General features: G+C 41.5%; 13 protein-coding genes and 1 pseudogene. 5 read left to right on the forward strand and 9 right to left on the reverse strand.

The window, feature by feature from the left end:
- On the forward strand, positions 1-184 hold a 184-nt coding region (locus WH95_RS21520; RefSeq protein ID WP_046508178.1), incomplete at its 5' end, for a hypothetical protein.
- A gap of 92 nt (positions 185-276) precedes the next feature.
- Here the strand turns inward: WH95_RS21520 and WH95_RS13500 are convergent.
- The 9 genes from WH95_RS13500 to WH95_RS21525 all read right to left on the reverse strand — a co-directional run bounded on the left by WH95_RS13500 (position 277) and on the right by WH95_RS21525 (position 15,299).
- Complete coding sequence (locus WH95_RS13500) at positions 277-1,488, reverse strand: GIY-YIG nuclease family protein (protein ID WP_046508180.1); 1,212 nt, start codon at positions 1,486-1,488, stop codon at positions 277-279.
- 3 nt (positions 1,489-1,491) lie between these two features.
- A complete protein-coding gene (locus WH95_RS13505; protein ID WP_046508182.1) occupies positions 1,492-3,486 on the reverse strand; it encodes a DEAD/DEAH box helicase in 1,995 nt (664 codons plus the stop codon).
- On the reverse strand, positions 3,487-6,159 hold the full coding sequence (locus WH95_RS13510; RefSeq protein ID WP_046508184.1) for a class I SAM-dependent DNA methyltransferase: 2,673 nt from the start codon (positions 6,157-6,159) through the stop codon (positions 3,487-3,489).
- Positions 6,160-6,409: 250 nt separating this feature from the next.
- Positions 6,410-8,566, reverse strand: a complete 2,157-nt coding sequence (locus WH95_RS13515) for an ATP-dependent DNA helicase (protein WP_046508185.1) — start codon at positions 8,564-8,566, stop codon at positions 6,410-6,412.
- Positions 8,563-9,042, reverse strand: coding sequence for a hypothetical protein (locus tag WH95_RS13520; protein WP_046508186.1), 480 nt, complete (start codon positions 9,040-9,042; stop codon positions 8,563-8,565). Before WH95_RS13520 ends, WH95_RS13515 begins: the two co-directional genes overlap by 4 nt.
- A 3-nt stretch (positions 9,043-9,045) precedes the next feature.
- On the reverse strand, positions 9,046-9,798 hold the full coding sequence (locus WH95_RS13525) for a hypothetical protein (protein WP_046508187.1): 753 nt from the start codon (positions 9,796-9,798) through the stop codon (positions 9,046-9,048).
- On the reverse strand, positions 9,795-13,160 hold the full coding sequence (locus WH95_RS13530) for a VPA1269 family protein (RefSeq protein ID WP_046508189.1): 3,366 nt from the start codon (positions 13,158-13,160) through the stop codon (positions 9,795-9,797). The genes WH95_RS13525 and WH95_RS13530 overlap by 4 nt, the downstream gene beginning before the upstream one ends.
- The gene (locus WH95_RS13535) at positions 13,160-14,581 is read right to left on the reverse strand and encodes a tyrosine-type recombinase/integrase (RefSeq protein WP_157845969.1); all 1,422 of its coding nucleotides are present in this window, start codon (positions 14,579-14,581) and stop codon (positions 13,160-13,162) included. The genes WH95_RS13530 and WH95_RS13535 overlap by 1 nt, the downstream gene beginning before the upstream one ends.
- Before the next feature lie 544 nt (positions 14,582-15,125).
- On the reverse strand, positions 15,126-15,299 hold the full coding sequence (locus WH95_RS21525) for a hypothetical protein (RefSeq protein ID WP_204247789.1): 174 nt from the start codon (positions 15,297-15,299) through the stop codon (positions 15,126-15,128).
- 358 nt (positions 15,300-15,657) lie between these two features.
- On the opposite strand from WH95_RS21525, the gene WH95_RS13540 reads away from it, so the two are divergent.
- The 4 genes and pseudogenes from WH95_RS13540 to WH95_RS20995 form a co-directional block, all read left to right on the forward strand.
- Positions 15,658-16,524, forward strand: a complete 867-nt coding sequence (locus WH95_RS13540) for a WYL domain-containing protein (protein ID WP_046508374.1) — start codon at positions 15,658-15,660, stop codon at positions 16,522-16,524.
- Between the two features lie 152 nt (positions 16,525-16,676).
- Positions 16,677-17,216 carry an IS200/IS605 family transposase gene (tnpA, locus tag WH95_RS13545; protein WP_245622975.1) on the forward strand — a complete coding sequence of 180 codons (540 nt, stop codon included), beginning with the start codon at positions 16,677-16,679 and terminating at the stop codon, positions 17,214-17,216.
- Positions 17,217-17,378, forward strand: coding sequence for a hypothetical protein (locus WH95_RS21290; protein WP_157845970.1), 162 nt, complete (start codon positions 17,217-17,219; stop codon positions 17,376-17,378).
- A gap of 506 nt (positions 17,379-17,884) precedes the next feature.
- Positions 17,885-17,989 (forward strand): annotated as a pseudogene (locus tag WH95_RS20995) (GapR family DNA-binding domain-containing protein); the annotation flags it as partial.
- Between the last annotated feature and the right edge of the window lie 99 nt (positions 17,990-18,088).

The following is an 18,088-nucleotide window of genomic DNA, read 5'->3' on the forward strand; positions in this document are numbered from 1 at the left end:
GAAAATCGACGGGGTTTGTCAGCAATCTGAGCCGATCAATTTGATCGGCTTTTTTTATGGCATTGGATCCAATAATTACGTATCCAAGAAAAAGTGTATACTCAGGATCAAGCCACCGAATAGCTCTGGACTTACAACAACGAACGCCCCAATATGGCTATCGGCGGGATCACTCCTGCTATGAAACTGAAAATGGCTGCGTAAATTCTACTGAACGATCCCATTAAAAATGGGGGGATTACCATATTTGGATTATGTCGATATGTACGGAGAGAATTAACGGAGCACAATTGCTCCATTGTTAGAATCATACATGTAATCAACGATTGAACCCTCTATTAGAAGGCGTATAGCCTTCTCGACAACGGGTAGCGGCAATAAAAACCACTCTCTTGGCTTAAAAGGCTTCCCAAATCGGTCTGTGATCTCAATATCAAGCCGAGCTTCACTGAAAAAGCGATGTAATAGATGTTCTACTTTTTTAGGATCAACATCCATTAAAGCAAAAGTTCTCAATGGATGAACTGGCGCCATTAAAAATGTCGGGTCTTCGGTTACGTTTCTAATCCTGTCTTCCAAGCTTCCCTTTGTGACGCCAATTTTATAAAGTTGGCCATCCAGAGATTTAATAGATGGATCATTCGAAAGGCTTCTGACAACATAAATTGTGCCTGTCAAAACACCTTGGGTACTCTCATCAATCTCTTCAAAAAGTGGCCCAGATTCAGGTGTAGAAATACGTCTACCATTAGGGTCTTTGTATAATTCAGTGGCAATAGAACGTAGAAGGTTATTGCCTTCCATTCCATTGTCAAAAATCACACGTAAACGAGCGTTCTTTTTGCCATTGCGGATTTGGGTTTCACCAACTTCAGCGATAAAAAGCGTTACACCATTAAGGATGAAGAATTCACCCGCTTTGATTTCCTGCTCTTTCCTAAACTCAATGGCCTTTCGTTTACCTATTTTCAGGTCTTTGACACATTCTTCAAATAATGGCTCAAACTTATCGAAATCCTCACACTTGGTGCGTTCAGAAGTCCAATCCGCCTTAGCCTTCTTTTTTTGTTCAGCCGTGGGCACATGTTTTATTTCAAAAATGTCATCTGTATCAGTGGATAAAATGTCATCATCCAAATCAAGAATGTCATCTAGGCTTGATGGAATGAATTCTTCCTCAACAGGATCGTTAACCGCCTCCTCTTCTGACGATGACGATAATAAACCATGTTTATCATGTGGAATGAGTTTCTGGACAGCATTCTCATTCTTTAAAATGCCCTTTAAGCGAAGCATAAGACTTCTTTCGGAAACTGAAGGCTTTCCCTCGCCTTTACCCGGCACATAGCCGTGTCGGTCAATAAAACGGTTTATTTCATCAAAGTTTGAAAGGATGCGCGTGGTCTCTGGGTCAGTGTCTTTTAATTTGACCTCAACCTCACCAATGATTTCATCATCAAAAATATCATCCAATGACATCTTGGGCATAGATTATGCTCCTACTGCCATCTGTTCAGCCTTCTTCTTACGTTTGGCTTCTCTAATCCAGGCCAACGCTTCTGCCATACGTTTTTCCATTGGATTTTGTGAAGTCAAATCAGGCGCACGACCATTTTCCTGCTGGAATTTCTTAATCCGTGGGAATAGTACAACAGCCTCTTCTTCGGTCATGGCAATTTTCTTTGCCGTAATAGTCTGATGGATACGGCTGAGAACCTTTTCATCAATGGCTCTGGACATCACTTCATAAGCCAACTGGAAAGGATTGATGCTATCAATCAAATCAATATCAAGGTCATCAATGTTGATAAACTTCTCAGCCAATCGTACAAAGCCTAAATCCTTCTTAGCTTTTGTCTCATCATCATCAATTTCTTCATTGGTGTTTGTCATTACAGCACTTGCAACAACATGCTGACGGATTTCCTCAACTTCTTCCTGAGTTAAATCATCATATTTTTTCTCAATGACCTTTGGAATGAATACCTGGTTTACGACTTCTGGAGCAATTTCATTAGGGTTCATTGCTGCACGTAAAACATCATCATCTTGGAAAATTGCTGCGGTCAAATCGGCAATATCATTCTCTATGATATGACGAACACGTTCTGTGCTTGGTTCTTTGAAGCCTTTGATAGCAATCTCAGGTCCATCACCTGTGGTTTCAATTTCTACCGTATCGCGGGAACCATCAATATCATCATCGCCTTTATGTGTTTTGAATTTAAAATTAGGTGCGAGGACTTGCTCCATCAACAATGATGCTGCAATGGCTTTCAGCATATTGTTGACCGCATCTGTTACCCTGTCCTGCGTTGCATCAGGTTCTGCAATCAGGTTGGTAAATTGTGCATGTGGCTTATCAGGTGCATCACGAGTTGCACGTCCAATAATTTGGATTACTTCAGTCAAAGAGCCTCGATAACCAACTGTTAAAGCGTGTTCACAGTAAATCCAGTCAAATCCCTCTTTTGCCATTCCAAGAGCAATGATGACATCTAGATCCTTTGGCTTCTTGACATTACGCAAGCCTTCTTGAACAACATCACGCCCATCTTCAGTAACCAAGTCTGCAACCTTAATGACAGAACCATCCTTAGTTTTGACATTGTAAAAACCAGTCTTAGAGTCTTGGTTTAACACTTTTCCTAAATGGTCAATTACCTTATCAGTTTCATAATATTTGTCCCCCAAAGCTGCCGCCGCTTGGGGTGGTGGTATATGAATAATGGTTTTCTTTTTGGGATCTAAAATTTCATGGATGGCATCCACATAACGACCACGATAGAAATGATAGCCAATGCCCAGTGTTTTCAGGTGTTCATACCCGTTTAACTGCTCGTAGTAGGTATAAGAAACACGGGTAAACTTATTTTCATCTTCAGGACGTAATACTGGTGTTGTATCACCTCGGAAATATGAACCTGTCATCGCAACAATATGGGCTTCATCTCTTTCAATGAGTGCTCGGACCAGATTACCTAGTTTGTTTCCTTCATCTGCTGATACGTGGTGGAATTCATCGACTGCAAGAAGACAGTTATCGAATGGCTCTGCGCCGATTTCATCAAAGGCAAATCGCAATGTGGAATGTGAGCAAACAAGTGTTTCATCATCTGATTGCATGAAACGAATAAGAGCCTGAACTTTACTTGCAGATCCCCGTGTTGAACAAAGGTTCCATTCTTCTTTGACTTCCCAATCTCGGAAGAAACCGAATTCCATCAGGTTGGTGTTTTTAAAGGACGAACCGATTGAGTTTTCAGGAACTGCAACGATGACCTTTTTTATTCCCTGGTTTTCAAGTTTATCCAGGCCAATAAACATCAAGCAACGTGATTTACCAGAAGCAGGTGGCGCTTTGACCAGAAGATGTTGAGCATTACGGTTTTCAAATGCTCTTGCCTGCATTGCCCTCATCCCCATTTCATTTGAAAACTGGCTTGCACCTGTTTGAGCATAATTTACTTTAACGAAATCTTCCATCTATCCAGCCTTTTTCTTGGTCATCTTGGCGTACATTTTGAAAAGGTGCTCCAAACGCACTGTGTCGTTTTTAAATGGTTCACCCACGTACATAGTTTCCAGAACCATATCGAGCTTCTTATGGGCTTTTAATAGGTTCTCAGGCATCTTCTTGGGGTCATAAAGATCGGCAATTGTTTTGCCTGGATGTTCTTCTCTTGCTTCAATGATTTCCCAGGCTAATTCTTCTAGTATTTTCTTGTCATCATCAGATAAGAATGGAATTGGGAATGTGTTGTATCCCATTGTATTGGAATACCTTATCCGAGTTTCCATTTGCCCACATACTGTCTTAACCCACACGTAATGTAATTTTGAGGAAATGAGAGCAAAAACAAAAGGCTCAGCACCATAAATTGCATAGGCCTGGTCGTTAATAATATCATCTTCAGACATAAAACCGACTGGCATGTATGGTCGTTTTTCTGATGAAATCCTCGGGACAAAAACAGCATCTACACCGTAGCCTTGTATCTGGCGAAACCTATGGGAATGGACAGCATAATCTCTAGTTTGTGGAGCCTTACTTGCTGCTCTGAAATCATGAACCGCTTGGATACGTTTATTTAATTCAGGTATTGATTTTGCTTCTTCAACTTTATTATCTGCAATCCAGATACAATATCTTTCGATGCCTTTGATAAATTCTTGTGAGCCATAATATCTTTTAATGAATTCTACAGCCTCTGGACTTTTTTCTAAGATTGATGCCCTCTCATCAGGGGATAGAATCAGATTACCATTATCTGTGGCTTTATTTCCCCAACTCATTTTTGGCAAACCGGTAAGTGAAGACCCTTCTTTCCCCACAATGACATCACTCATCTCTAGAAGATACGGGCCGATATTTTTTACTTTTTTCGCAACTCCCGCAGTGAATAAAATTTTATCCCCTATAATTGCATTCTTCGGACAGATGCCAACAATCACACAGGTTACACCTGCATTCTTCGAAGCATTATTTTTCCACTTGAAAGATTGATGAGCAAAACTGATTTCAAATTGTCTAGCGTAAACGTGTTGCCACAGCATATTGACTTGTTCGCCTTGGCAAATGGAGTTCGTTGCAACAAATGCTGCTCCGTAACGTCTCTTTTGGTTGTAATATACGGCTTTCAAATACCAGCCAGCAACATAATCAAGGTTCTTGTATGACTTAGTCAAAGGCTTAAAGAGTAGTTCCAAATCCTCTTTTTGCTCTTTGGATTGGAACGTGCTTCCCAGGTATGGTGGATTACCAACGATATACGTTTCAATATCATCTTTGGCAGGTGGACAAACTTCTTCCCAATTAACCCTTAAAGCATTTCCATGCTTAATATTGCCGCTTTCCTTCAAAGGAAGTGCAGGTGGGGCATCACCAAAGATGTCTGCAAACTGTTTATTCATCTGATATTCAGCAATCCATAGGGATAACTTGGCTGTTTCAGATGCGAAATCGGCATATTCAATGCCATAGAAGTTGGTAAGTTTGACTTCAGACCATTTCCAACCCAGTTCACCAGTCAGTTCCTGGAGACGTTTATATATTCTCATCTCCAGTTTTCGCAGTTCACGATAAGCAATAATTAAAAAATTGCCAGAACCACAAGCAGGGTCAAACACTCTGATTTTTGATAGGCGTTGATGCAGTTTCTCTAGCTTGTTTGGACTATCCTGGCTATCTGAAAATTGCTTCTCTAGGTCCAATAAAAACAAAGGATGAAGCACTTTCATGATATTAGGAACTGATGTGTAGTGCATCCCCAAGTCACCACGCATTTCAGGCTCTACAACCGCTTGGATCATGGAGCCGAAAATATCTGGGTTGATTTCTCTCCAATTCAAACGTCCTGCTTCGATCAGGATCCGCCTTGGCAACTTACCGAACTTAGGGATTTTAACATGGTCCTTAAACAGGCCACCATTTACAAAAGGGAACCTGTTGATGTGTGCAGGAATATCCCCTCGTTCGTTGGGAGGAGTATCCATAATCTCAAAAATCTGTTCAAGGAAAGGCCCAACATCACGACCTTCGATGTCTGTGTAATCGTTTAATGATTTTGAGAATAAATCCTGTTCGAAAATACCTGTATCTTCTGCAAACAAGCAGAATAAAAGACGGGTCATAAACAGGTTTAATGTGTGGGCGTGCTCATCATTATACCAATCTGAATTATTAGCTAGAATAGCATCATATAACTTTGCCAATCGACCGGCAGCACGAATATCCGCGATGGTTTCTTCTACGGCTTCATATCGTTCAATATTGGCTAATCCAAGGAAGAAATCGAAGCTGTCATTCAGTTTTGAAAAGGTGCCATGAAAATGGTCATCTTTATTTCTGTCGTATGCTGTGAACTCTTCGCCATCTGTAGATAAAAGAAATCTTGGTGCATGTGTGTTGACCAGGCCTTCCTCATTCATTGCATCAACTGTTTGCGCAGCCGCACCTTGAGGAGATGGTTTGAAGTAGAGCTTTTTAGCCCAAAGGAGTTCGTTCTCTCCCTTGGCCTTATTCATTTTGCCTTTGAGTTTGGTGGTAGTGGCTTTTGGAGTGTCGAAGCATCCAATGAATTGAAACGGAAATTCGTTCTTATCAAAACCCTGTTCTGCTATTGCCTTTAAACCCATTTCGATTTCAGCGATATTCATTCGTTTTACTTACCTTTACACACCTAATTTCTGGAAAACAGTATCCCTTATGGTTGTAAAAGCAAGGTATATTTAGGCCTGAGTACAATTCAGATCGACAGTAGATAAATTAGCCCCGCTTAAACGGTTTTGTTCTTCAGGTAAGGTAACCTTGTAGCTAATCAACTTGGCTTAGATGCAGTGCTCCTCGTGCTTCATGTTTGCTCTTCCTCCCCCCAGTCTTCAGCATGCCAGCAGTCTGAAGCGGATTTTATAACCGGCTTTTTTCTAGTTCTTGCTTGAAACAAGTCACGCGCTGAACCCTGTTTTCGACAGCTCTTTCCAGGGCTGATTTTGACCCGACCAGTATTACTCTTTTACCTGCACGAGTGATTGCTGTGTAGAGCCATTCTCTTGTTAGCAAATTTTTCCCATCAAGCGCGACAGCTACGTATGGCGCCTCGGATCCCTGAGCTTTGTGACCTGTCACAGCCCAAGCACTTTGTAAGTCAAAAACGGCTTCATCAGAAATCGGCCGTGGCTCGTTCTCGCCATCAAATTGCACTTGTAAAGGCTCTAATTGTGTGACCCGTCCGATAAGTCCATTCATCATATTTTCTTCATACCTGTTTCGGGTACACATTACAGGATCGCCGACTGATACAAATGATGCCAGTGGGCCAAGTCGAGTACCTTCAGCTTTTTCTATTTTGCGCCTTTTAGTTTGCATGAGATCACAGAAAGCCTCACAAGATCGCTTGAGAGCCGCAAGGACGAGTATTTCGTCTCCTGATACTCCTAAGTTCATCAGGCTGTCATAAGTGCGCTCTAGGCCTTTCATGATGTGTTTATCGGAGCATTCAACGAAGAATACACCAGCACCAATCCCATTATCGCATTTTGGGAGCTCTGGAACTCGGCCTTCCCGCACGTCTGAAGCTATTTTAACAATTGGGTTGTCATCACCCTGTCTAAGTACTTTTGTGAGGCGACTAACATTAAAATCAGCCTCTACACAGTCGTGATACACTCTGCCTAGTCCGACTGGGGGCAATTGTGCGGTATCTCCTACCATTACAATTGTTGCTCCCGTAGGAACAAATTTCAGCAATTCGTTCCAGGTCACTAGGTCAACCATACTGGCTTCATCAATAACGAGCATTGTGTTTTTAGTGATTTCTGGCGTGTCCTCAGGAACTGCCTTCCCTTGGTTCTTAAATTCCTCACGCCTGCGCAACCCAATCAACAGCCGTGCGATTGTTAGAGCGATCCTGCCCGTTGACTGAGACAAGCGCAGTGCAGCTTTCCCAGCAATGGCTGCGAGTTGAACTTTACCACCACCGGCTTCGAAGGCATTGCAAAGTGCACGCATTGTTGTGGTTTTGCCCGTGCCTGCGCTACCCTGCAAAACTGCAAAATAAGACTTGCTGATATTAAGAACTGCGTCTCGTTGCTCAACGGTTGAATTTGAAGGCAACGACGTTTCCATAAAAGTGACATCTCGATCGTATGGTGCATTTATGCGCTTGATTTCCCTTGCGACGGATCTCTCTAACATCCTCGCCCCAGGAGGTCTCAGGAAGGTGTCTTCTAGTATTGTTCGTTCGATATGTATGGCTTCATTGATAGCTTTCTCAGGATCATTAATCCCAAGCTTTTGCACACGGCCTTTGAATTCCGATATTGTCGAGGCGGTATGACCTTTTGAGAGGGTTTCCTTCCATGCAGCGTCACAGGCGCCAATCAAGCGATCAACATGGTTTTGGGGATCCAGATCTCTTGCCTGCAAGAGCAATCTCTGACCGATATGATCAGCTTGGTCCCAAGGGAGAATTGCAGCGGGGAAATAGGGGTGTTTTCTTAATATATCAAGCGGATCGTCACTGCTGATTATTCTGTGTAATTGTCTAGCAGCTCCACGATCCGAAACGCCTAGATTTTCAAGTCGCTTGTAAAACTCTCCAGCTTGGGCAGCCTGATTTTCAGAAGATTTCATTTCGATGGATTTGGCGATCAAAAGGCTAGCTAATTTATACCCCAGTTTTAATCTACCAGGTGAAATTGCTTTGGCGATTTCTTCAATACGGTTTTCATCAGAAATCACGTCAAGAATGTCATCACCGAAAGTTTCCAACAAACGAGATGCTCTCTCTTGGCCAATTCCTGGCAGGGACCGCAGCCACGGCCCAAGCAGTTTACCATTTGTTCGGATCCTGTCAGCTTTCTTAGCGTTAATTGTTCGATGCGGCTTGCCGTAAGTGTCTCGCCAGAAGGTTTCTTTTCCATCGATCTTGTAGACTTCTCCCGGTACAGGATACAGGCCCCCAGATAAGCGGACAATCAGACGCTGACCATTGGCCTCCATACCTGAGAAAATTATTCTGTTCGATGAGGTGTTCAGGATTTTGTCTACAACGACTTCAGTCATATGAAAGGTGGCTCCACACCACCGTTTCGCAAGATTTTTAGACGTTCTTTTAACGCAGAATTGTCACGACGCAATCGTGTGTTTTCATCGGCAAGAATAACAAGTTGTTCCTTGAGGTATCGGACGGTTTCTGACATAGCTCCAATTGCTGCAGATTGTTCTGCTGCCGCTTGACCTATGTCTTTTGATCTACTTGTGACTGTAGCGATACGTTCTCGCATGGCCTTGTCTTCTGCAACAGAGATTGCGCGAGCTCCAATTGGCAAAATATCTTGTTCGCCAGCTATAGCGTTTACGGCAAGTTTTACTGAATCTTTTTTGTGAAAATGCTGAACGTCTGAAGGCTTCAAACCGAGTTCTTTACAAAGCCCAGAAACGTTTACTTTCCTATCATTTGTGATAGGAATTTGTTTGTCTTTAGAGACAAAAACATCGAGGGCTTCGAGGATCTCTTTTTCTACATTTCTTTTGGCCATTATCTATCCTTTTAGAAGATCAATAGCAGTTTCTAGAGCTGTGAATTCCTTGGGTTTTATAAGTGTTTTCCCTGGGTCAATTGACTGTTTGATGCGACCAGCTTCATTCTTAAGAGCAAAATTTGTAAGTTCTTCGTTATCCTTCAAGCGTTGAATCAGTTCGCCTATTATTTTAGAGATTTCTCGATTGTTGTCGCTTTTTGTAACTGGCAGATATTGCTTTTCTTCAGCGATAGGAATTACATTCTGATGGTCTTTAGTGAGTTGAGATAACGGAATTCCGGGGATTTTTTTGAGGCCTTTAGTTAGGCTTATCAGCTTTTTCTTTGCCTGGTTGCCTTCTTCAACAAGAGATCGGATATAAGTTTGATCTTCAAAATGTTCGAGTTCTCCTAGTATAGATTCCAACCGCTTAAAAGCAGAGGGAGTTTTCTTCGTTGGTCCGACTTTATTTATGCGTTCCAATTCTCGTAATTCGATGTATCTCTTAAGCTCATCACTACGTAATACAGTTGATCTCGCGGGACCGTCAAAGCCCAAAGCAATTCTGACATTGTCGATATTATTTGGGTTGATGGTTGGGGAGTATTTTTTGCGATTTCCGAAACGTTTTTTGATATGAGTTAACGCTTTACCACTTTCGATCGCATCGCAGCAAAATTTGATGTTCTCGCAATTCTGAAGTTTTTGTCTGTGGTTATAAGCCACTTCGTTGGCCTTCATCATTTCAGAAAATAGTTGTTCGCTTGTTTTCATGAATCAACTCCTACAAAATCAGTATTTTTTTCTGGTGATAACAAGGCATCGTCTTGAGCTACGTTCCCGTTTAAGGTGTCGTCGAACATTCCATCAATCGCGTTATAAACACCCTCAATGTTTGTTAATTTCTTTTCTCCAGAAAGGAAGTCGTCGATATTCCCGTTTGCTAAGAGAATGGTGCCTAGACGTGTCATTGATTGAGCACGGTCTTTTCCGCTTAATTTGTAGAATAAGTGGCTTATGTTCTCCTTTGATGCGACCTCCATCAAAATTTCATTTCGCCTTTCACGAACGCCGTCGGGAAGTTCATGCTCCGCATCGAGAAAGATCTCCGCTTCTTTGACCAAAGCGTGGGCAAGAGGGAAATCTTCTGTCTCGATAAAACTCATGCGATCATAGCTTTCTCTAGTTAGGATCAGTGAATTTTCACTGTCAGTTTTTGCTTTTTGGAGCATATTCTCGGATCGACGGATTGTTTTGTACTCGAGCGCCCATTCTTCGAAAAGTTTGTCACGATAAAGGGCTTCGGCTTCCGCAATGAGGCGGTATTTCTGTGCTTGAGTAGCTTTGTCTTGATCTTCAAAATGCTCGATTTTTTCGTTCAATTTTGCTTCTTTTTTCAGAGAGGATTTGATCTCAGCCATGAGGCTGTTCAAGCGAAATACCAAGCCGGGTAAGAACGCTGGACCGGTAATACGGAATTTGCAACCTGAGCATGCGCGTGGTCGCCACACGCCTACATCCCCGCGGACTGTATTTGATTTTCCTTGGCTGCAGTCAGCCCCTGGGCAGATTCCATGTGAAAATACTTCTGGTGGGATGTGTTTTGTAACACTGTGCTTTAGCATTTGACGTCCATGATCCGTGGTCTCAATGAGATCACTGTTGGATCCGATAAGGTCTTGAAGCAACCTATCGATTTCATCTTCATCATCAGCACTGAGAAAGGACTGGAGGATTGCATCCTGGCGATCCTTATGGGCCTCTACGAGCGTTTTATGTATATTCTTTACGCTCGTGGCCTTGTAGTGCCAGGTCATTGCCAGTGATTTGTGTCCAGCAAGTTCTGCCACCACGCGTGGGTCAACACCTTGTTCTAGAAGAATCGTAATGTTGGTGACACGAATGCTGTGAAGATCCCATCTTGGTTTCCCATCAATCAAGAAGCGTTCAAAGTAACCCTTTTCTTTTTTAAATTCGGCTTCGCAGTGCTCCAATAATCCTTGCCAATAGGAACTGAGAGTAGCATGTGAAGGAGGGTGAGATTTTGTGCTTATCGGGTCTCTAAAAAGCGGGAAAATTTTATCAAATTTCTCTTTGTTTCCGTGTCTGATGTCTCTAGGACTCGCGAGGCTCACAACTCCCGATATAGGGTTGTATTGAAGCTGCAGTTCTCGCATTTTTTGTAAGTTTTTCGCTGTCCTCGGTTCAATGTAAGGTACTGAATAGGGGCCTGTTTTGGAGACTTGAAAATGTATCCCGAGGTTCTTTTCTTGTTTTGTCGCTGAGAATGTAAATTGTGTTAGAGCGCCTGCGGAGCGGTCAAGGGCGGCTGTTGGTAAATGGTTTTCAATGACCTCACCACTTGGCAAAACCCAAGTCTTGTCACCTTCACCACTATCAAGTGAGATTGCTGAAGACGATCGGCAAGCTGAAGTTAGCATTACATCCAGGATGAAAGGTATGGAAGGCCAGAAGATTTCGGTATATTCACCTGTTCGAGAATCATAGACTTTTCTGTTGTAGAGGCTTCTCTCTGTCCGTCCATGTATTAGTTGTTTTGCGAAGGCGAAATCATCTTTTCTGTTTGTTTCTGTTATGTAGTTTAATACCTCTGGTTTCATCGCCTCTCGTGGTGTTCCGAAAGTCCGTTTTTCAGGTTTTTTTATTTTGTCAAACTTCCTATTTATGGGAGCTTTCGATGAGTCCCAACCGAAAATAGTCGCACCGCAGTAGAAAGCGCTCTGAAATGTATCGAGTGCCCTGTCAGCAGAATATGTTCTGCCGATAAACTGTTCTAAGCAGTTTATAAAGGTATCATTGGATTTACTTTTTGCGATGTGTTCATCCCTTCTGACTTCAGTGAAATCTTTTGGGAAGTACTGCTTCTTGCTTAGGTAAATACGATAGAGATAGAGCAGCCAGTAATCCATACTAGTAAGTATGCTTTGAGTGGTTTTGACACCAAGTGTTGGGATGATTTTTTCAAGAACAGCCGCCCAGTTTAAAAGTTCTTGTGGAGTTTCATTTGGTTGAGGGCATCCAACCCATTCTTCAAAGGCTTTCTTCTTAGAAATATTGGGTTGCCGCAGCCAGGAAAAAGTCCCTAGTCCGTCCGCGGATACAAATTTACCATTGTTTTCGAAATATTCTAGGTAATCGGAATCTTCGGGAGCTAGTGAAAAGAAGGCACGAACTTCTCTGTACAGCTTTCTTATAGTGACTACATCTTGTCCGCTTAACTTCCATATGTCCGGTGCATTTTCATCGAGTGATTTAAGTTTTCTTTGGTAGAGAGCTTCAAAGAAAATGTTTGCGTCTGTTGCGTTATAAAACGTCCTGTCAAGCAGTAAGCTTCTGAGGAGTTGGCCGTTATTTTTTTCATTACAGGCAGGAATTACACGTTCGAGAAGATAGTCGTTTTTGCCTGGCAAAAGGTATAGTGCAATGAAGTTGTTGAAAGGGGTGAAGCCTGTTGAGAAAAATGGATGGCTCTTATTGTCTTCCACTGCCTCGTGATTAATGTTGATCAGTCCTTTGGAAAAGCAGTAAAACGCAAACCAAATTACTGCAAGATTGATATGATTATGATCTTTGGCTGTTTTATTTGTTTCGTGAGCAAAGAGCTCAGAAAATTCATTGAAGAAAGCGTCATGATTTGATTGATTTTGGATTTTGAGGATGGGCTTGAGAGAAAAGATATAGCTTTGAGACCAAAACTTACTTTCAAAGAGTTCATCGTTTTCAATTATCTCTTTAAGCAAGTTTTTTTGTGTTTTTATGTCCAGTTCCTGGATGATTTGAACGATGTTTTTTTCCCCTTGTTTCATTCGGATGACCGGTTTTCCTTTCGCGGACAGGGGTAACAACCCGAATACATGCAGGGACGAGGCAATTTTCATAGAGGAGAAAAAACGTAATTTATTGGTTGATTCTGATGTGAAGCCAAACAAGACCTTATGGGGGAGGCGGGTTTCTTTGGGAGGCTCTCTCCAGAACCTTGGTTCAAGCTCCAGTTCTTCTCGCGTTTTGGACCAAATCTCATAGAGACCATCCTTAATGGTCCGGTCAAAGTTCTGGATCAAAGATTTGATTTTAGTCTTGCTTACCGGTTCTTTTAATATCTCTAGTACAGCCATTATTCTTCCTCATTATTTGATTTTCTGAAATGTGCTTTTTCTAATTTTTCGGCTGTTAATCGGAGAGATTTTCCATACGAATTCTGGCTTTTGATTGAGGAATGGCCGAGCATTTCCTGGATGCTTCTATCAGACATATCAAGTTCTCTTGATAGAGCTGTATGTAAGTGTCTTCCGGCGTGAATATTACGCCTATGTTCATGTGGTTTTAGGCCCACCCTTATGCACGCTCGGTTCCATGCGTTCTGAATATTGCTCCTCGAAGTCGGTTGTCCAAAATGTTGCCCTGGGCGCATGTTGACGAGAAAATACGGATGAGTTTTGCTGGTTCTGTTGATACTATGAAATGTCTGTATTTCTTTGATAGCTTCATTGAGGAGGTCAATAATATCGTGACCTGCTTGCCAAAAAATAGGATGAAATAAACGGTCGTCAGTGTATGTCACCCCTTTCCAGCCCGCATGTTGTATGTTGTCTATGGGATATTCATTTCGAGGAATTAGACCATATTTGTTTTTTAGATACTTACGACGGGTTATCTTGTAGCTTCCTATCGTGCCTGTGTATTTACAGTCAGAGGGTTCAGACCTGAATATAAGTGGTTTGTTTGAGGCTACTTGAAAAAGTTCCTTCCAATAAAAGGAGGGCATGACATCAGCTTGCCAAATATGACAAGCTTCGGATAATCGAATTCCTCCAAAAGACGTTATGATCCAGACAAATCTGAAAACGGGGTTTCTTTCCGCTGCGATGATCGTCTTAATCTCTTCTTGTGAGATCGCTTTTTCAGCTTCATTAGTGGGGGGCGCTGACTTGGTTTTTAATATTTTCGGGAAGGGTACTTCCATGTCGGGCTGAAGCATCTTGAAGCGAGCTCTGTGCGCACTAAGGTGTGTGAAAAAGTCCCGATCTTTCTTTTTTTGAACAGCTTCGAGGCTCTGGTACCAACTGGAGTTTTTTGTCGAAATTTTTTCTTTTTGAAAGGTAATGTAGCCATACTGAATGTTGCAAAAATCAAAAAAATTTACTATTGCGTTAAAGTCGTTACGAGCAGTCCTTGTTTCAACGGGAGCCCAATTTAGGTCAGAGAATTCAGGGCCAGCCTCTTCGTGATTGGATCCCTTATGTCGAAATATCGTAAAGATGCTCAACAAAAGGTTTAGTTCTTCATAAATAACAAAATTATGTTCCAAAATGGTGTCATAAAATTTGATGAACCTTTCTACTGCTCTAACGCACTTAGTCGCCGATTCTTGCGCCATTTGACCTGAAGCAAGAGAGTTGAAAATATAATCCACAAGTTCACGATAGGGTTCTGCTGTACCATCAGTTTCTATGAACAAAACCGGCATTTGGATTTGAGACCATGCCTTAACGTTTGTGTCTTTAATTGGAAGAGTTAAAACGGTTGTGTCTCGCAATTTCATATCCTTTTTAAATAATTGAAATATGAAGAAATGCACCTTTGAGAGTAAAAAAACTCATTAACATAATAAGGTTTATAGCTTTAAACCGACGAATATCGGCCATTAGTTAGATGAGGTGCTGGTGAGTTATTTATTGGTCAGAAATTAAGGAGGTTGGAAAGGCGCGAAAGGTTTAGAAATAAACTTTAGGGAATGATTTATTTTGGTTTAAAATGTTGATATTAATTGTTTATTTTGATTGAAGCGCTGGCAGTGTTCAAAAGTTACATGTGGTTCTTGTGACGAATATGTCGTAAAATATAGAAAATATGATGTTTTAGAACTGATGAGATTGAACTTGTCACGTTTAAGTGTATTGAAATGATAATGGTGTATATCTTTTCAAGTGGTTGAAGAGAATACTGTTCGTTAAAACTTTATAACCAAGTTAAATTTGTTAAAAATGTACTCATGAACTAAAGAATGTTTGAGGCAAAATTGCTCTGACCTTGGTTTACTTCAATTTTACTATAGATAGGCAATTAGGCCTCAAACTCAGTTACTTTTCTTTCCTGACTCCTTTAAATGGAGTTTTACTGGATGTTTTAACATCCATGAATTTTCCGGTTTTGCTATCTCGTTTTACGAAATGACCAGAAGGGGTTTTTGTTTGTGATCGGTCTCTGACTGCGCCATTTCGACGACCATCACCGGAAGGAGGGTTTGTTGCCATGTTATATATTCCTTTCAAATTTAACGTGTTGAATCACCAATGCACCAATGACAATTATCATAGCCCATTGAATGGGCTGTTGAGAGAGAGTTGAAGGGGACCTCATGTCCTGCATCAATAATTTTATCGATCTGACAGGATGTCTTTTCGTTATCCAGGTTGTGAACTTCTATTGTGTTTGGGTTGCCACAAAATCTCTCATTAGTAAGTCTACCTCTGTTGCGTCGCATTGCTTTTGTTCGCTTATACACAATCAATATAATTACTATTACTCATCAAAATGATGATGTCAATAGATAAAAAGTATTTGCTATCCGATTCTATGCGCTATATGTCTGAAAAGACTAGGGAGGAAAACATGCTAGTTGATATAAGCCAGCAGCAAAAAGAGCGGCTGTTTTTTGTAGAATTTAGGCTCTATTTTTATGGTGAGTTGAAAAGATCAGACTTAATTGATCGCTTCGGTATTAAGGAAGCAGCTGCAACACGGGATATTTCTCAATATAAAGCTCTTAGACCGGAAAATATTGAATACAATTCTCGAAATAAAATATACGAAATAGGCTACTCATTCATACCTGTTTTTGAGCATAATTCGCTACAAGTGCTCTCTGGGTTGTCTAAAGGTTTGGGTGATGATTACCCAGGTGTTGGGCGTTCCTTGATTACTTGTGAAACCCCTATACAACTTAATCAGCCTAAAGTTGATACAATTGCTGTTATCTCAAGGGCAATACACAATAATGAGCTTGTAGAAGTCAATTATTGTTCTCACTCAAGCGGAAAGAGTAGGCGAGTGATAGCGCCGTTCGCTTTGGTTGATAACGGCTTCCGTTGGCATATTAGAGCATTTGATAGGAAGCGGGGCAGGTTTACGGATTTTGTTTTGACAAGAATCACTAAGCCCAAATTAGTAGAGGGAGTGGTTGAAGAGGCTGAATTAAAAGAGCAAGACATCCAATGGAATAGAATTGTTCAATTAGAAATTGTACCTCATCCAAATCTTAAATATCCTGATACAACAACACTTGATTTTGGTATGGAAAATGGTGTGCTTTCAGTTAACCTAAGAGCTGCAGTGGCTGGGTATGCTCTTCAAAGGTGGAATGTTGATTGTTCAGAAGGGCATATTTTGGATCATCGTCAGCATCATTTATGGCTACGGAATAGGGCTGCTTTGTATGGTGTGGAGAGCGTTGATTTGGCTCCTGGCTATAATTCTTAAGTAAATTCCATATTTTAATATCAAAAATTTGGTTTAAATCCACCGACTTTTAGTCGGTCAGCTTTAGCTTGAATTTTTGTATGTCTTAGATGAAGCCTTCTCCCGAATTGGCTCATCCATCCGGGGTGAAAACCAATTCGGGAGAACGCTTCATGTCCTATTGTACAGGTAGTCATACCACTTTTTACCACCGCTTTTACGTTGTGTGGGTTACCAGGTATCGTTTCAAGGTTTTACGTGGAGAGATGCGCGAGCGCTTACGTGCTATTATCCGACAAAGCTGTGAAGAAATGGGCGTGAGTATCGTCAAAGGCGTTCTCTCTACGGATCATGTCCATATGTTTCTGTCGATCCCGCCACATCTATCTCTGCCAAATGTAATGCGGCGGATTAAGGGGCGTTCATCACGCAAAATCCAGGTGGAGTACCCTGAACTTGGAAAACGATATTGGGGACGACGTTTCTGGCTCAGGGATACTTCTCAACAACAAGCGGGAATGTTACCGATGATGTGGTCTTGCAATATCTGGAGTTACACTCCTCACGTAAACCTTCCGACATCAGTCGGTAAGTGGTTTAGTTTGGGAATTGTCACAGAAAAGTTTGAACTCATAATAAAATTCATAAATAATTTCTTGGGATACGTGGCGGTTATGCCTGTTATTATTATCTTCACTAAGGGAGTAAAATAAGTGAGTAAAGCATCAAAAATTCGTGAGAATCTTAGAAAAAAGTGTAAGAATATTGAACCTAATATGGGTCTTATGGATGATTCAAGGCGAGTTGAGATTCCGGTGGTAAGGCGTTATCTCGAAAATATGCGTCAATGCCAGGAACTTGAAGAAAAAGGCTGAAGTGATCCTTGTTTCCGAACAGGTTTGCGGCTGAGTTAAGGTGTATCTAGTTTAATTATCATGCCGCTTTCTTCAATTCTTTACTGCCGAAATATACTTCGGCTGGCGTTTGCTTATCAAGAGTCGTGTGGGGGCGACACAAAGACACCCGCTTTACGCAGCTCACTGGAGGTACGGTAATCCCTCCAAAAGTTGGAAGGACTCTACATTAATATGGAGGAATCTTCAGGGCTCAGGTCAGTTCTCGCACAACCCGTGATCCTGATAGAGAGGTATCTGCAATCAGGGCTCAGGTCATCCACTTTATAGGGACGGATCCAACATCAGTCGGTAAGTGGTTAAGTTGATAAATTTTACAATATTTGAGTATGGCGTACTTTTGTCTCACCATGAGAAAGAACGCTACAATTTATTGTAGGTGTATATGTAGAATATTTTCGTTGAAAAGAAGGCCTTTTTAAAGTGGGTGCTACAGTTGAAAAAGGTGTACATAAGGCTTCGATACCAAAATCATGCGCAAGATCGTCTCGCTCCGCAAACTGGAACAGCAAGAACGCATGGAGCAGGAAGAGCTTATCGACGTTTATAAGCACGCTCTTGGCATGGTGTAGTGTGATCGATACCAATAAATGAAGAAACCCGCCAATCGGCGGGTTTTTTTGTGAAATTTGTATAGAGTAATTTTAAGTTTTTTACTGATTGTTGTAGTT

The sequence above is a fragment of the Kiloniella litopenaei genome (genome assembly GCF_000982415.1).
GTDB lineage: Bacteria > Pseudomonadota > Alphaproteobacteria > Kiloniellales > Kiloniellaceae > Kiloniella > Kiloniella litopenaei.

Bases quoted from the DNA above. Each gene is read 5' to 3' on its own strand.
- WH95_RS13515 (WP_046508185.1), bottom strand. From the start codon at position 8,566: ATGACTGAAGTCGTTGTAGACAAAATCCTGAACACCTCATCGAACAGA.
- tnpA (WP_245622975.1), top strand. From the start codon at position 16,677: ATGTCCTATTGTACAGGTAGTCATACCACTTTTTACCACCGCTTTTAC.
- WH95_RS13500 (WP_046508180.1), bottom strand. From the start codon at position 1,488: ATGCCCAAGATGTCATTGGATGATATTTTTGATGATGAAATCATTGGT.
- WH95_RS13520 (WP_046508186.1), bottom strand. From the start codon at position 9,042: ATGGCCAAAAGAAATGTAGAAAAAGAGATCCTCGAAGCCCTCGATGTT.
- WH95_RS21525 (WP_204247789.1), bottom strand. From the start codon at position 15,299: ATGGCAACAAACCCTCCTTCCGGTGATGGTCGTCGAAATGGCGCAGTC.
- WH95_RS13510 (WP_046508184.1), bottom strand. From the start codon at position 6,159: ATGAATATCGCTGAAATCGAAATGGGTTTAAAGGCAATAGCAGAACAG.
- WH95_RS13505 (WP_046508182.1), bottom strand. From the start codon at position 3,486: ATGGAAGATTTCGTTAAAGTAAATTATGCTCAAACAGGTGCAAGCCAG.
- WH95_RS13540 (WP_046508374.1), top strand. From the start codon at position 15,658: ATGCTAGTTGATATAAGCCAGCAGCAAAAAGAGCGGCTGTTTTTTGTA.
- WH95_RS13525 (WP_046508187.1), bottom strand. From the start codon at position 9,798: ATGAAAACAAGCGAACAACTATTTTCTGAAATGATGAAGGCCAACGAA.
- WH95_RS13530 (WP_046508189.1), bottom strand. From the start codon at position 13,160: ATGGCTGTACTAGAGATATTAAAAGAACCGGTAAGCAAGACTAAAATC.